The organism is Pseudomonas fluorescens (genome assembly GCF_001307275.1).
GTDB classification, from domain to species: Bacteria; Pseudomonadota; Gammaproteobacteria; order Pseudomonadales; family Pseudomonadaceae; genus Aquipseudomonas; species Aquipseudomonas fluorescens_AA.
In genome coordinates this window covers 3,622,918-3,637,412 of the sequence record NZ_CP012831.1, presented here as the reverse complement: position 1 = coordinate 3,637,412, position 14,495 = coordinate 3,622,918, and the positions used below count along the sequence as shown (strand labels likewise).

General features: G+C 61.9%; 9 protein-coding genes. All 9 read left to right on the top strand.

The genetic code is table 11. From position 1 onward, the window contains the following. Positions 1–3: 3 nt before the first annotated feature. The 9 genes from AO356_RS16095 to AO356_RS16055 all read left to right on the top strand — a co-directional run bounded on the left by AO356_RS16095 (position 4) and on the right by AO356_RS16055 (position 14,495). Positions 4–1,437: a sigma-54-dependent transcriptional regulator gene (locus AO356_RS16095; protein ID WP_060740590.1), complete on the top strand. Its 1,434-nt coding sequence runs from the start codon at positions 4–6 to the stop codon at positions 1,435–1,437. Positions 1,438–2,226: 789 nt separating this feature from the next. Beyond that, positions 2,227–3,624, top strand: coding sequence for a polynucleotide adenylyltransferase PcnB (locus AO356_RS16090; protein ID WP_060740589.1), 1,398 nt, complete (start codon positions 2,227–2,229; stop codon positions 3,622–3,624). A gap of 3 nt (positions 3,625–3,627) precedes the next feature. Further along, the gene (folK, locus tag AO356_RS16085; protein WP_060740588.1) at positions 3,628–4,113 is read left to right on the top strand and encodes a 2-amino-4-hydroxy-6-hydroxymethyldihydropteridine diphosphokinase; all 486 of its coding nucleotides are present in this window, start codon (positions 3,628–3,630) and stop codon (positions 4,111–4,113) included. A 365-nt stretch (positions 4,114–4,478) separates the two neighbouring features. Beyond that, positions 4,479–5,279, top strand: a complete 801-nt coding sequence (gene panB, locus AO356_RS16080; RefSeq protein ID WP_060740587.1) for a 3-methyl-2-oxobutanoate hydroxymethyltransferase — start codon at positions 4,479–4,481, stop codon at positions 5,277–5,279. Next, the gene (gene panC / locus AO356_RS16075; protein ID WP_060740586.1) at positions 5,276–6,136 is read left to right on the top strand and encodes a pantoate--beta-alanine ligase; all 861 of its coding nucleotides are present in this window, start codon (positions 5,276–5,278) and stop codon (positions 6,134–6,136) included. Before panB ends, panC begins: the two co-directional genes overlap by 4 nt. 327 nt (positions 6,137–6,463) lie before the next feature. After that, complete coding sequence (gene pgi, locus AO356_RS16070; RefSeq protein WP_060740585.1) at positions 6,464–8,128, top strand: glucose-6-phosphate isomerase; 1,665 nt, start codon at positions 6,464–6,466, stop codon at positions 8,126–8,128. Positions 8,129–8,328: 200 nt separating this feature from the next. After that, positions 8,329–10,266, top strand: a complete 1,938-nt coding sequence (acs, locus tag AO356_RS16065) for an acetate--CoA ligase (protein WP_060740584.1) — start codon at positions 8,329–8,331, stop codon at positions 10,264–10,266. A 158-nt stretch (positions 10,267–10,424) separates the two neighbouring features. Further along, on the top strand, positions 10,425–11,441 hold the full coding sequence (locus tag AO356_RS16060; RefSeq protein WP_060740583.1) for a class I SAM-dependent rRNA methyltransferase: 1,017 nt from the start codon (positions 10,425–10,427) through the stop codon (positions 11,439–11,441). 120 nt (positions 11,442–11,561) lie between these two features. Continuing rightward, on the top strand, positions 11,562–14,495 hold the full coding sequence (locus AO356_RS16055; RefSeq protein ID WP_203225753.1) for a DUF748 domain-containing protein: 2,934 nt from the start codon (positions 11,562–11,564) through the stop codon (positions 14,493–14,495).

Here is a 14,495-nt window from a genome sequence, read left to right as displayed (position 1 = left end):
TCAATGCCGCACATTTTGATCGTCGAAGACGAAACAATTATCCGCTCCGCCTTGCGCCGCCTGCTGGAACGCAACCAGTACCAGGTCAGCGAAGCCGGTTCAGTGCAGGAAGCACAAGAACGTTTCAGCATCCCCACGTTCGACCTGATTGTCAGCGACCTGCGCCTGCCTGGCGCCCCGGGTACCGAGCTGATCAAGCTCGGCCAGGGCACGCCGGTGCTGATCATGACCAGCTACGCCAGCCTGCGCTCGGCGGTCGACTCCATGAAAATGGGCGCCGTGGACTACATCGCCAAACCGTTCGACCACGACGAGATGCTCCAGGCCGTGGCCCGCATCCTGCGTGACCGACAGGCGGCGACCAGCAACCCGGTGGAACCCGTCGGCAAGGCCAGCGCCTCCGCGAAAGTCGGGGCCAGCAACAGCAATGGCGAGATCGGCATCATCGGTTCCTGCCCGCCCATGCAGGACCTTTACAGCAAGATCCGCAAAGTGGCGCCGACCGACTCCAATGTCCTGGTCCAGGGCGAGTCCGGCACCGGCAAGGAATTGGTGGCCCGCGCCCTGCACAACCTGTCGCGCCGAGCCAAGGCACCGATGATTTCGGTGAACTGCGCGGCAATTCCGGAGAGCCTGATCGAGTCCGAACTGTTCGGTCACGAGAAAGGTGCGTTCACCGGCGCCAGCGCCGGGCGCGCCGGGCTGGTGGAAGCGGCGGACGGCGGCACGTTGTTCCTCGATGAAATCGGCGAGCTGCCACTGGAGGCCCAGGCGCGCTTGCTGCGGGTACTTCAGGAAGGCGAGATCCGCCGGGTCGGCTCGGTGCAGTCGCAGAAGGTCGATGTCCGCCTGATCGCGGCCACCCACCGTGATCTCAAGAGCCTGGCGAAAATCGGCCAGTTTCGCGAAGACTTGTATTACCGCTTGCACGTGATCGCCTTGAAGCTCCCTGCCCTGCGCGAGCGCGGCGCGGACGTCAATGAAATCGCCCAGGCGTTTTTGGCCCGCCAGAGCGCGCGGGTCAACCGCACCGACCTCAAGTTCGCCCCGGACGCCGAACAGGCCATTCGTCATTACGCCTGGCCGGGTAACGTTCGGGAGCTGGAAAACGCGGTCGAGCGGGCGGTGATCCTGTGCGAGAGCCCGGAAATCTCTGCCGACCTGTTGGGCATCGACATCGAACTGAGTGACCTGGACGACGAAGAATTCATCGGCCTGGCCCCGCAACAGGGCGGCGCTGCCAACAACACCAGCCACGAACCCACCGAAGACCTGTCCCTGGAGGACTACTTCCAGCATTTCGTCCTCGAGCACCAGGACCACATGACCGAGACCGAACTGGCACGCAAGCTGGGCGTCAGCCGCAAGTGCCTGTGGGAACGGCGCCAGCGCCTGGGCATTCCACGGCGCAAGACCGGGGCGACCAGCGAAAGCTGACTGTGTGGGAGCGAGCTTGCTCGCGATAGCGGTGTGTCAGTCGCGCCATAGGCAAGCTGATCCCCCATCGCGAGCAAGCTCGCTCCCACAGGGAATGTGAAAAAACTGTTACCTCAGTCCTTTTCACGTAACAGAAGCCGGGGTTTACGGTAACGAAACCCCGGCTTTTTTTCGCCTCGGAAAAATGGCTATAACCATAGAACCCCCGGTTTATCTGGGGTTCGCAAAAGTTGGCACGCACCCTGCTATAGCTTTGGTACAAGAACAATAACAAGCAATGCAAAAGACAATAAAAATAAGACGAATCGACTCACGCACAATAAAAACAAGACGGCGAGAGGCGCAGCTAACTGATTCTTTTGGAGAGGCGTTGTATTTGGGGCTTGCCCCACAACCAGGCCGAGAACAATAAAAACTGTCTCAAGACAGGTGCCTGAACTGGTTGGATCGATTGATCACTGCAACACAGCGACCAAAGCAATCCGTTTGCTCTTGGCTCCCGATTGGGAGGGTCACGAAGGGAAAACCTCGTGGCGCGGGCACTCAACAAAAACAAGAAGCCCGAAACCAATAATAAAAACAGAGCACGCAACTAATTCTGGGGGAGCTTCGGCTCCCCTTGTGGTTTCTGTCATTTCCCTTCCTTGAAGCCTACAAAGCTTGTCGCTTGCAGCTTGCAGCTCAAAACTGCTGCGTCCTACACCATCCCTCGACTAAATGCTAGAATCCCCGCCCATCATGCGGTCATTCTTCGTTTTTGGCCGAATATTCCTTCAAACAGTGCATCCCATGCTGAAGAAGCTGTTCCAGTCATTCCGTTCTCCCTTGCGTCGTACGCAACACATTCGCAGCACGCCTGAAGTGCTCAACAGCGGCCAGCATTCGCTGCAAAAGGCCCAGTTCAGCCGTTATGCGGTGAACATCGTCGAACGTTTGCAGAACGCCGGCTACCAGGCCTACCTGGTCGGTGGCTGCGTGCGCGACATGCTGCTCAACATCACCCCCAAGGATTTCGACGTCGCCACCAGCGCCACGCCGGAACAGATACGGGCCGAGTTTCGCAATGCGCGGATCATTGGCCGGCGCTTCAAGCTGGTCCATATCCACTTCGGCCGCGAGATCATCGAAGTGGCAACCTTCCGCGCCAATCATCCGCAAAACGATGAAGAGGAAGACAGCAACCAGTCTTCCCGCAACGAGAGCGGACGTATCCTGCGCGATAACGTCTACGGCACGTTGGAAGAAGACGCGCAACGCCGCGACTTCACCATCAACGCCCTGTATTACGATCCGGTCAGCGAACGCATCCTCGATTACGCCAACGGCGTACACGACATTCGCAATCGTCTGATCCGCCTGATCGGCGATCCGAAGCAGCGCTACCAGGAAGACCCGGTGCGGATGCTGCGTGCCGTGCGTTTCGCCGCCAAGCTGGATTTCGGCATCGAAAAACACAGCGCCATGCCGATTCGCGAACTGGCGCCCATGCTGCGGGAGATCCCCTCGGCGCGCCTGTTCGAGGAAGTGCTCAAACTGTTCCTGTCAGGCAACGCGGCAGACACCTTCGAGATGCTGGTGGACCTGCAGCTGTTCGATCCGCTGTTCCCCGCCAGCGCCGAGGCCCTGGAGCACAACCCGACCTATACCCACACCTTGATCAGCGAAGCACTGATCAACACCGACCTGCGCATCAAGCAGAACAAGCCGGTGACCCCGGCGTTCCTGTTCGCCGCCTTGCTCTGGCCTGCCCTGCCGGCCCGGGTGCTGCGCCTGCAAGACCGTGGCATGCCGCCGATCCCGGCGATGCAGGAAGCCGCCCACGAGCTGATCGCCGAACAGTGCCAGCGCATCGCCATTCCAAAACGTTTCACGATGCCGATCCGCGAGATCTGGGACATGCAGGAGCGCCTGCCACGGCGCAGCGGCAAACGTGCCGACCTGCTGCTGGACAACCCGCGTTTCCGCGCCGGCTACGACTTCCTGCTGCTGCGTGAAAGCGCGGGCGAGCAGACCGATGGCCTGGGCGAATGGTGGACCGATTACCAGGACGCCAACGACAGCGAGCGCCGCGATATGATTCGTGAGCTCAGCGGCAAGGATGACGGCGCCAGCGGCCCACGCAAGCGTCGCCGCAGCAGCGGTGCCAAGCGCAAGCGTGCCGGTGTACCGAGCGCATCGGGCGAGTAATCGATGGAACGTATCTACATCGGCATGGGCAGCAACCTGGCCGAACCCGCCGAACAATTGCGCAGTGCCGTCCAGGCGCTGGCGCAATTGCCCGATACCCAACTGGTGGGTGTCTCGGCGTTTTATCAAAGCGATTCCCTGCTACCCGGCCAGCCGCGCTACACCAATGCGGTGGCGGCGCTGGACAGCCACCTGGCACCGCTGGACCTGCTCGATGCGCTGCAAGCCATCGAAACCGGACAAGGTCGCGAACGCCTCGAACGCTGGGGGCCGCGCACCCTGGACCTGGACATCCTGCTGTTCGGCGAGCGCCTGATCGACGAGCCCCGCCTCAAGGTCCCCCACTACCACATGCAGGCCCGGGCCTTTGTCCTGTACCCACTGGCCGAACTGGCCCCCGCCGACCTGCGCCTGGCCGATGGGCGCTTGCTCAAGGACCTGCTTGCCGCGTGCCCGTTTGCCGGCCTGGAACGCTTGCCCGCCCACTGACGAAGACCATCCCCCTGTGGAGCGAGCTTGCTCGCGATAGCGTCGGCACATCCAGCATCCGGGGTGACTGACACACCGCCATCGCGAGCAAGCTCGCTCCCACAGGTTTCGGGACCCGGCAGTCAGATCCGAAACACGCCTCTACGCTGAAACGCATCAGTAACCCCGGTAACACCCGCCGGTAACACATCCAATTGACTTCCCGATTGCTCCTCACGACTATAGGCGTCCCGCTGCCGCCAACGCGGCACTAAAGGGCGCAATCCAGGCCTTACAAGCACCACGCATAGAAGGTGCGCCTGTATAGATAACGAATCATGCGCGTTACTCGCAGTCATTCACGAGCGCCTAATGAGGACTTTTTCATGCCAGCTATTACCCTGACCACGCTGCAAGGTCTCAAGCAAAAAGGTGAAAAAATCACCATGCTGACCTGCTATGACGCAACCTTCGCCCATGCCTGCAATGAGGCCGGTGTCGAAGTGCTGCTGGTGGGCGATTCCCTCGGCATGGTGCTGCAAGGTCACGACAGCACGCTGCCGGTGACCACCGCCGAGATGGCCTACCATGTGGCCGCCGTCAAACGCGGTAACACCGATGCGCTGATCCTCGCCGACCTGCCGTTCATGGCCTACGCCACCCTCGAACAAACCATGACCAACAGCGCCATGCTGATGCAGGCCGGTGCCCACATGATCAAGGTCGAAGGCGCGTTGTGGCTGGCCGATTCGATTCGGCTGCTGGCCGAACGGGGCATTCCAGTGTGCGCGCACCTGGGCCTGACCCCTCAAGCGGTGAATATTCTCGGCGGCTACAAGGTCCAGGGCCGCAATGAGAACCAGGCACGGCAGATGCGTGCCGATGCGATTGCGCTGGAGCAGGCGGGCGCGGCGATGCTGCTGCTCGAATGCGTACCCAGCGAGCTGGCGGAAGAAATCACCCAGGCGGTGAAGATCCCGGTGATCGGGATCGGCGCCGGCAACGCCACCGATGGCCAGGTGCTGGTGCTCCACGACATGCTCGGGCTGTCAATTACCGGTCGCGTGCCCAAGTTCGTGAAGAACTTCATGGCCGGGCAAACCTCCATCCAGGGCGCCTTGAGCACCTACGTCGCTGAAGTCAAGGCCGCGACGTTCCCGGGTGCCGAACACGGATTTTCTGCATGAACACCGTCAAAACCGTACGCGAACTGCGCGCCGCCGTGGCCCGTGCCCGCGGCGAAGGCAAACGCATCGCCTTCGTGCCGACCATGGGCAACCTGCACAGCGGTCATGTGGCGCTGGTCACCAAGGCCGCACAACGGGCCGACTTCGTGGTGGCGAGCATTTTCGTCAATCCGCTGCAATTCGGCGCCGGCGAAGACCTGGACAAATACCCCCGCACCCTGGCAGCCGACCAGGAAAAACTGCTCCAGGCCGGCTGCCATCTGCTGTTCGCCCCCAGCGTCGAAGAAATGTACCCCGACGGCATGGCCGGACAGACCCGCGTCAGCGTCCCGCAATTGTCCGAAGGCTTGTGCGGCGCCAGCCGTCCAGGGCATTTCGAGGGTGTGGCGACGGTGGTCAGCAAGCTGTTCAACATGGTCCAGCCTGACCTGGCGGTGTTTGGCCAGAAAGATTTCCAGCAACTGGCGGTGATCCGCGCCCTGGTCCATGACTTGAACATGCCGATCCAGATCATCGGCGAGCCCACCGTCCGCGCCGAGGATGGCCTGGCGCTGTCGTCGCGTAATGGCTTCCTCAGCCCGGATCAACGTGCCGTCGCGCCCGTGGTCTATCGCGTCCTGAGCCAGATCGCCGAGTCAATCAAACAGGGCCAGCGGGATTTCCCGGCGTTGATCGGCGAACAGCTCAAGCAACTGGAAGCTGCCGGCCTGCGTCCCGATTACCTGGAAATCCGTCACGCCAAGACCCTGCGCCCGGCGTTGAGCGAGGACCGCGACCTGGTGATTCTGGTGGCCGCCTTCCTCGGCACCACGCGCCTGATCGACAACCTGCATCTGGACCTCGACACCCCCGCCTGAAACATCACAAAAACCTGTGGGAGCGAGCTTGCTCGCGATAGCGATGCATCAGTCGACATCGATGTCGGCTGACCTGACGCCATCGCGAGCAAGCTCGCTCCCACAGAGAGTCATCTGCGTTCCGTCTGTCGGACCCTTCCCATCCCGTTGTATAAAAAAGTACCGGGAACCGGTCAGACAAAGTCAAGACAGATTGCAACGCGAGGTTTACTGTAGTCGCCCTGCGTCTGGCGATCATGTCGATGCAGTGTCCGGATGCCCACCTCGAGCCGCGCCGGAATTTTTAGTGTACAAAAGGTCGTTCAAGTAAAAAGGAAACCCGCAGCGATGGCGTATTACCGAACCCCTCATGACGTGACCGCTCTGCCAGCCTGGCAAGCGCTGAATGACCACCGCAAAGCCATGCAGGATTTCAGCATGCGCGAAGCGTTCAATGCCGATCCGCAGCGTTTCACTCAATTCACCCTGTCGAGCTGCGGCCTGTTTCTCGACTACTCGAAAAACCTGATCAACGCCCAGACCCGCGACCTGCTGGTGGGCCTGGCCAACGAAGTCGACCTCAAGGGCGCGATCAAGTCGCTGTTCGAGGGCGAAATCGTCAACGCCTCGGAAAACCGCCCGGCCCTGCACACCGCCCTGCGTCGGCCGGTGGGCGACAAGTTGCTGGTCAACGGCGTCAACGTGATGCCAGACGTGCATAAAGTGCTGAACCAGATCACTGACCTGGTCGGCCGCATTCACGACGGCCTGTGGCGCGGCTACACCGAAAAGCCCATCACCGACGTGGTGAACATCGGCATCGGTGGTTCTTTCCTCGGCCCGGAACTGGTGTCCGAAGCGCTGTTGTCCTACGCGCAAAAAGGCGTTCGCTGCCACTATCTGGCGAACATCGACGGCAGCGAGTTCCATGAACTGACCATGAAGCTGCGCGCCGAGACCACGCTGTTCATCGTCTCGTCGAAATCCTTCAACACCCTTGAAACCCTGAAGAACGCCCAGGCCGCCCGTGCCTGGTACCTGGCCCAGGGTGGTTCCGAAGCGGAGCTGTATCGCCACTTCATCGCCGTGTCGAGCAACAACGCCGCCGCCGTGGCCTTCGGCATCCGTGAAGAGAACATCTTCCCGATGTGGGACTGGGTCGGCGGGCGTTACTCGCTGTGGTCGGCCATCGGCCTGCCGATCGCCCTGGCCATCGGCATGTCGAACTTCAAGGAATTGCTCTCCGGCGCCTATTCCATGGACCAGCACTTCCAGAGCGCCCCGTTCGAGCAGAACATGCCGGTGCTGCTGGCGCTGCTGGGCGTGTGGTACGGCAATTTCTGGGGTGCGCAGAGCCATGCGATCCTGCCATACGACCACTACCTGCGTAACATCACCAAGCATTTGCAGCAATTGGACATGGAATCCAACGGCAAGAGCGTGCGCCAGGACGGTACCCCGGTGTCGACCGACACAGGCCCGGTGATCTGGGGCGGCGTCGGCTGCAACGGCCAGCACGCCTACCACCAGTTGCTGCACCAGGGCACCCAGTTGATCCCGGCCGACTTCATCGTGCCGATCGTCAGCTTCAACCCGGTTTCCGACCATCACCAGTGGCTGTACGCCAACTGCCTGTCCCAGAGCCAGGCGCTGATGCTGGGCAAGACCCGCGCCGAGGCCGAGGCCGAGCTGCGGGACAAGGGCGCCAGCGAAGAAGAGGTGCAGAAACTGGCGTCCCACAAGGTGATCCCGGGCAACCGTCCGAGCAACACCCTGGTGGTCGAACGCATCAGCCCACGGCGTCTCGGCGCACTGGTGGCGTTGTATGAGCACAAAGTGTTCGTGCAAAGCGTGGTCTGGGGCATCAACGCCTTCGACCAATGGGGCGTGGAACTGGGCAAGGAACTGGGCAAGGGCGTCTACAACCGCCTGGTGGGCAGCGAAGAGAACCCGGCCGAAGATGCCTCGACCCAGGGCTTGATCAACTACTTCCGCGGGCGTCACCGCGGCTGATCGTAGGTCGCACTCCAAGTACTGACCTTTGTGGGAGCGAGCTTGCTCGCGATGGCGGTGGATCAGTTGACACTCATGTTGACTGACACACCGCCATCGCGAGCAAGCTCGCTCCCACAGTTGTTTGTGCATGACTTGAACCCTCCCGCTACTCGGCGCATCTTTATGACTTGTCGCAAAAACAAGAATAAGGAACCGTCATGTTCGATATCAGCCAGTACCCCCACGCCGATGCCGTCCGCCGGGCTGCGCAACTGAGTCAGGACGAGTACAAGCGGCTCTACAAGGAATCCATCGAACACCCCAGCGCCTTCTGGGCCGAGCAGGCCACACGCTTTCTCGACTGGATGACGCCCTGGCAAACCGTCCAGCGCTATGACCTCAAGAACGGCGACGCGACCTGGTTCGCCGGCGGCAAGCTGAACGTCAGCGCCAATTGCATCGACCGTCACCTGGACACTCGTGGCGAACAGGTCGCGATCATCTGGGAAGGCGACAACCCCGCCGAATCGGCGCAAATCACCTACAAGAAACTGCACAACCATGTGTGCCGCCTGGCCAACGTGCTGAAAAGCCGCGGCGTGAAGAAAGGCGACCGGGTCTGCATCTACATGCCGATGATTCCCGAGGCCGCCTACGCCATGCTCGCCTGCACCCGCATCGGCGCGGTGCATTCGGTGGTGTTCGGCGGTTTCTCGCCGGACTCCCTGCGCGACCGGATTCTCGATGCCGATTGCCGCACCGTGATCACGGCTGACGAAGGCGTGCGTGGCGGGCGCTTCATACCGCTCAAGCGCAACGTCGACAAGGCCCTGGAAAGCTGCCCGAACGTCAGCACCGTGCTGGTGGTCGAGCGCACCCAGGGTGAGGTGGGCTGGGTTGAAGGTCGTGATCTCTGGTATCACCAAGCCATGCACGACATGAGCGACGACTGTCCACCCGAACCGATGGACGCCGAAGACCCGCTGTTCATCCTCTACACCTCCGGCAGTACCGGCAAACCCAAGGGCGTGCTGCACACCACGGGCGGTTACCTGCTGCAAGCGGCGATGACGTTCAAGTACGTGCTGGACTACCGCGACAACGAAGTGTTCTGGTGCACCGCCGACGTCGGTTGGGTCACCGGCCATAGCTACATCGTCTACGGCCCGCTGGCCAACGGCGCCACCACGCTGATCTTCGAAGGCGTGCCGAGCCACCCCAGCAGTTCGCGCTTCTGGCAGGTGATCGACAAGCATCAGGTCAACATCTTCTACACCGCACCGACCGCCCTGCGCGCGTTGATGCGCGAAGGGGCCGGACCGTTGCAGGAAACGTCCCGCAAAAGCCTGCGATTGCTCGGCAGCGTCGGTGAGCCGATCAACCCGGAGGCGTGGGAATGGTATTTCAACGTGGTAGGCGAACAGCGCTGCCCGATTGTCGATACCTGGTGGCAGACCGAAACCGGCGGCATCATGCTCAGCCCGTTGGTCAGTGCCCCACGGCTCAAACCGGGCTGCGCCACCCGGCCGATGTTCGGTGTACAACCGGTCTTGCTGGATGAGGTGGGCAAGGAAATCAGCGGCGCCGGCAGCGGTGTACTGGCGATCAAATCCAGTTGGCCTGGGCAGATTCGCAGTGTTTATGGCGACCACCAACGCATGGTGGACACGTACTTCAAGCCCTACCCCGGCTATTACTTCACCGGCGACGGCGCGCGCCGCGACGAAGACGGCGATTACTGGATCACCGGGCGCATCGACGATGTGATCAACGTCTCCGGGCATCGCATCGGCACCGCCGAGGTGGAGAGCGCCCTGGTGCTGCACGACAACATCGCCGAAGCGGCCGTTGTCGGCTATCCCCACGACCTCAAGGGCCAGGGTATCTATGCCTTTGTCACGCCGATGAACGGTGTGGAGGCCAATGACGAGCTGAAGAAGGAATTGCTGGCCCACGTCAGCAAGGAAATCGGCAGCTTCGCCAAGCCGGAACTGATCCAGTGGGCGCCCGCGCTGCCCAAGACCCGTTCGGGCAAGATCATGCGGCGTATCCTGCGCAAGATCGCCTGCAACGAACTCGATAGCCTCGGCGACACCTCGACCCTGGCCGATCCGAGCGTGGTGGAGGGGCTGATCGACAAGCGCCTGAATCGCTGATGTTTCCTGTGGGAGCGAGCTTGCTCGCGATGGGGCCCTGTCAGTCTGCATCGATGTTGAATGCAAGACCACCATCGCGAGCAAGCTCGCTCCCACAGGGACCACGCCAGCCATAACTGCTAAACTCCCGCGCCTCATTTCTCTAAGGCGCGCCCGGCATGTCTTCCTTGAATCAGGCGCTGCGCGCCGCCCTCGACCAGCGTCAGGAGCTGCTCGGCCAACTGCATCAGCAAGGCACCGACTGCTATCGCCTGTTCCACGGCAGCCAGGAAGGCGCGCCCGGCCTGACCCTCGACCGCTACGGCCCGCAACTGCTGGTGCAGAGCTTCCATCAGTCGCTGGAGCGGGACGACCTGCTGCAACTGCACGGCATCGTCAACGAACGGCTGGGCCTGGAAACCCTGTTGGTCTACAACGACCGCGCCCGGGGCAATTCGCGCGTCGACCGCCAGGACACGGTCTATCAGGCTGACGAAGCCGCCCTGCAAGACCTGGTCGGGCATGAATGGGGCTTGAATTATCGCGTTCGCGGCCGCCATGCCGGGCAGGATCCACTGCTGTTTCTCGACCTGCGCAACGCCCGAGGCTGGGTCAAGGCACACAGCCGCGGCAAAAGCGTGTTGAACCTGTTCGCCTACACCTGCGGCGTCGGCCTGAGCGCAGCGGCCGGTGGCGCGCGGGAGGTGTGCAACCTGGACTTCGCCGAAGGCAACCTGGCGGTGGGTCGCGAAAACGGCCTGCTCAACCCCGATTTGCCGCCGATGGCGTTCGTGCAGTCGGATTACTTCCCGGCGATTCGCCAGCTGGCCGGCCTGCCCATCAGCCAGCGCCGTGGGCAAAAACTGCCCAGCTACGTGCGCCTGGAACAACGCCAGTACGACCTGGTGCTGCTCGATCCACCGGCCTGGGCCAAAAGCGCGTTCGGCACCGTCGACCTGTTGCGCGACTACCAAAGCCTGCTGAAGCCGGCATTGCTCACCACCGCCGACAATGGCGTGCTGATCTGCTGCAACAACCTGGCAAAAGTGTCCATGGACGACTGGCGCGACCAGGTCTTGCGTTGCGCGGAAAAAGCCGGCCGCCCGGTGCGCGAGTGGAGCGTGCTGACGCCCGGCAGCGATTTCCCTTCCCTGGACCGGCAGCCACCGCTCAAGACGTTGATCCTCCAGTTCTAGGCCCGCGTCGGAATTTTCACCGAGAAAACCAGACAATTCTCATAAATCACAGTGGCTTCGGAACCGTAAACGCATGCCATACTCCAAGGCACTCCGAATTCACACTAGATGAAGCCGCACATGCCCAAAGGATTGATTCGCGCTTTCGGCGCCCTGTTGACCGCACTGGCCCTCTACAGCCTGTTGGGTTTTCTGATTTTGCCAGGCATCGCCTTGCGCATCGCCAACCAGCAATTGGCCGCCCATGCGACGGTGCCGGCGCAGATCCAGCGTGTGGAACTCAATCCCTTCAGCCTTGAAGTCACCCTCTGGGGCCTGAATATCGGCGAGCCAGGCAAGGAGCAGCTCGGCTTCGAACGGCTGTACGCCAATTTGCAACTCGACAGCTTGTGGTCTGGCGCCCTGCACCTGGTCGACATCGAGATGGACAAGCCCAAGACCGAAGTGGTGTTCGCAAAGGACGGCCAGTTGAACCTGCTGGGCCTGTTCAAGCTGCCGGCCAGCGAACCGACGCCCGCCGATCCCGAGGCCAAGCCGTTCCCCCTGCGGGTGGATCGAATCAAGTTGGCCGGCGGTTACGTGCATTTCCAGGACCTGCGGCCCAGCGAGCCCATCGAGTTTCTCTACGACACCCTCGATTTCGAGCTGAAGAACCTCAGCACCCTGCCCGACGACAATGCCGACATGACCCTGGTGGCCGCTGGTCCCGAAGGCGGACAGATCGACTGGACCGGTAATTTCAGCCTCACACCGATTGCCTCCCAAGGCACGCTCAAAGTCACTGGCGGCCAGATGAAAGCCTGGTGGCCCTATGTGCGCGACGCCGTACCGCTGGTGCTGGAAAACGGTGTCCTGAACCTCAGCACCGACTACAAGCTCAACCTGGCCAAGGGCACCGAACTGCTGCTCAACAACGTCGCGCTCAGCGTCGCGCCCTTTGCCATCAAGGCCCCCGATGGCCGCCCACTGGTGAAACTCGAACGCCTGGACGTGAGCGAAACCACTGTGGACCTGGCCAAGCAGCAAGTGGTGGTCGGCAAGATCCGCAGCCAGAAGCTGGAAACCTGGGCCGCTCGCGAGGCGGACGGGCAACTGGACTGGCAGAAGCTCTTCGCCAGCCAGCCAGCCAAACCGCAGGTCGAGGCGGAACCGGCATCCGCCCCGGCGGCGGCCGACTCGCCAAAACCTGAACCGACACCGCCCAGCAAACCGTGGCAAGTGATCTTGAAGGACGTGCAACTGCGCGACTACCAGGTGCATCTGGCCGACCGCCAGGCGCAGCCCGCCGTGGCCCTGGAGGTCGGCCCGCTGAATCTCGACCTGCAGAACTACGACACCCTCAATGGCTCGCCCTTTACCCTCAAGCTGGACACCGGGTTGGGCAAACAGGGCAAGATCCTGGCCGATGGCGAGGTCAACCTGAACCCGATCAGCGCCAGGCTCAAGGTCAAGACCCAGGACATCGACCTGCGCGTTGCGCAGTCGTATATCAACCCGTTCATTCGCCTGGAGCTGCGCTCCGGGATGCTCGGCAGTGACCTGGCGGTCGACCTCAAGAGCACCGAGCCGCTGGCATTCGCCGTCACCGGCCGCGCCCAGGTCGAGCAGTTGCACACCCTCGACACCCTCAAGACCCGTGACTTCCTCAAATGGCAGAAACTGATCCTCGAAGGCCTGAACTATCAGCACGGTGACAGCCTGTCCATCGACAAGGTCAACCTGTTCCAGCCTTACGCGCGCTTCATGATCAACGACGACCGCACCACCAACGTCGATGACCTGCTGATCCCGCAACCGGCCGACAGCGGCGCGAAGAGCACCGCGGCAAAACCGAAGTCCCAGGAAAAACCGCTGGGCATCCACATCGGCGGCATCGCCATCAACGACGGTTCGGCCAACTTCGCCGACTTCAGCCTGACGCCCAATTTCGCCACGGCCATCCAACAGCTCAATGGCCAGATCGGCACCATCGACAGCCGCCAGGCCCAACCGGCCAGCGTGGACATCAAGGGCAAGGTCGACCGTTACGCGCCGGTCACCATCAAGGGGGCGGTAAACCCCTTCGATCCGATGGCCAGCCTCGACATCGCCACCAGCTTCAAACGGGTCGAGCTGACGACCCTGACGCCCTACTCCGGCAAGTTCGCCGGCTATCGCATCCGCAAGGGCCGGCTCAATCTCGACCTGCATTACCGAATCACCAAGGGCCAGCTCCAGGCGGAGAACAAGGTGGTGGTCGAACAATTGCAGCTGGGAGAAAAAGTCGACAGCCCGGACGCCGTCAGCCTGCCGCTGAAGTTGGCCGTCGCCTTGCTCAAGGACTCCGAGGGCAGGATTTCCATCGAACTGCCAGTCAGCGGCAACCTCAACGACCCGCAGTTCAGTGTCATGCCGATCGTCTGGCAGACCCTGCGCAACCTGGTGGTCCGCGCGGCCCAGGCGCCCTTCAAGCTCATCGGCGGGCTGGTGGCCGGGGGCGGCTCGGAAGACCTGGGCAGCGTGGCGTTTGCGCCGGGCTCCAGCGACCTGAGCAAGGACAACGAAAGCACGCTGCTCAAACTCTCCGAAGCCCTGGGCAAACGACCGGAGCTGCGCCTGGAGATCGAAGGCACCGCCGCCGAAAGCAGCGACGGTCCATTGCTCGCCGCCCAGCGCCTGGAACGCGAATACCAGTACAACTACTACAAGATGCTGCAACGTCGGGGCGACAAAGTACCGGCCCAGGCCTCGCTGATACAGGTGCCCGAGGATGAAAAGCCCCCCCTGCTCGAAGGCATCTACCGCACGCGCCTCAAGACTCAACCGCCTGCCGAATGGACGCAACTGGATAAAAAGGCGCGCATCGAGAAACTGCGCGAAAGCGTGATCAAGTTCTGGAGCGGCAGCGACGTGCTATTGCGTCAACTGGGGCAGGAACGGGCCAGCAGCATCAAGGACTTCCTGGTGGACAAAGGCCAATTGGCCGACGACCGCGTGTATTTCATCGACGCCAGCCTCGGCCAGGCCGAAAGCGACGGTCGCGTAATCACTCCTCTGCACCTGGATGCTGAATGA

Bases quoted from the DNA above. Each gene is read 5' to 3' on its own strand.
- AO356_RS16095 (WP_060740590.1), top strand. From the start codon at position 4: ATGCCGCACATTTTGATCGTCGAAGACGAAACAATTATCCGCTCCGCC.
- AO356_RS16090 (WP_060740589.1), top strand. From the start codon at position 2,227: ATGCTGAAGAAGCTGTTCCAGTCATTCCGTTCTCCCTTGCGTCGTACG.
- folK (WP_060740588.1), top strand. From the start codon at position 3,628: ATGGAACGTATCTACATCGGCATGGGCAGCAACCTGGCCGAACCCGCC.
- panB (WP_060740587.1), top strand. From the start codon at position 4,479: ATGCCAGCTATTACCCTGACCACGCTGCAAGGTCTCAAGCAAAAAGGT.
- panC (WP_060740586.1), top strand. From the start codon at position 5,276: ATGAACACCGTCAAAACCGTACGCGAACTGCGCGCCGCCGTGGCCCGT.
- pgi (WP_060740585.1), top strand. From the start codon at position 6,464: ATGGCGTATTACCGAACCCCTCATGACGTGACCGCTCTGCCAGCCTGG.
- acs (WP_060740584.1), top strand. From the start codon at position 8,329: ATGTTCGATATCAGCCAGTACCCCCACGCCGATGCCGTCCGCCGGGCT.
- AO356_RS16060 (WP_060740583.1), top strand. From the start codon at position 10,425: ATGTCTTCCTTGAATCAGGCGCTGCGCGCCGCCCTCGACCAGCGTCAG.
- AO356_RS16055 (WP_203225753.1), top strand. From the start codon at position 11,562: ATGCCCAAAGGATTGATTCGCGCTTTCGGCGCCCTGTTGACCGCACTG.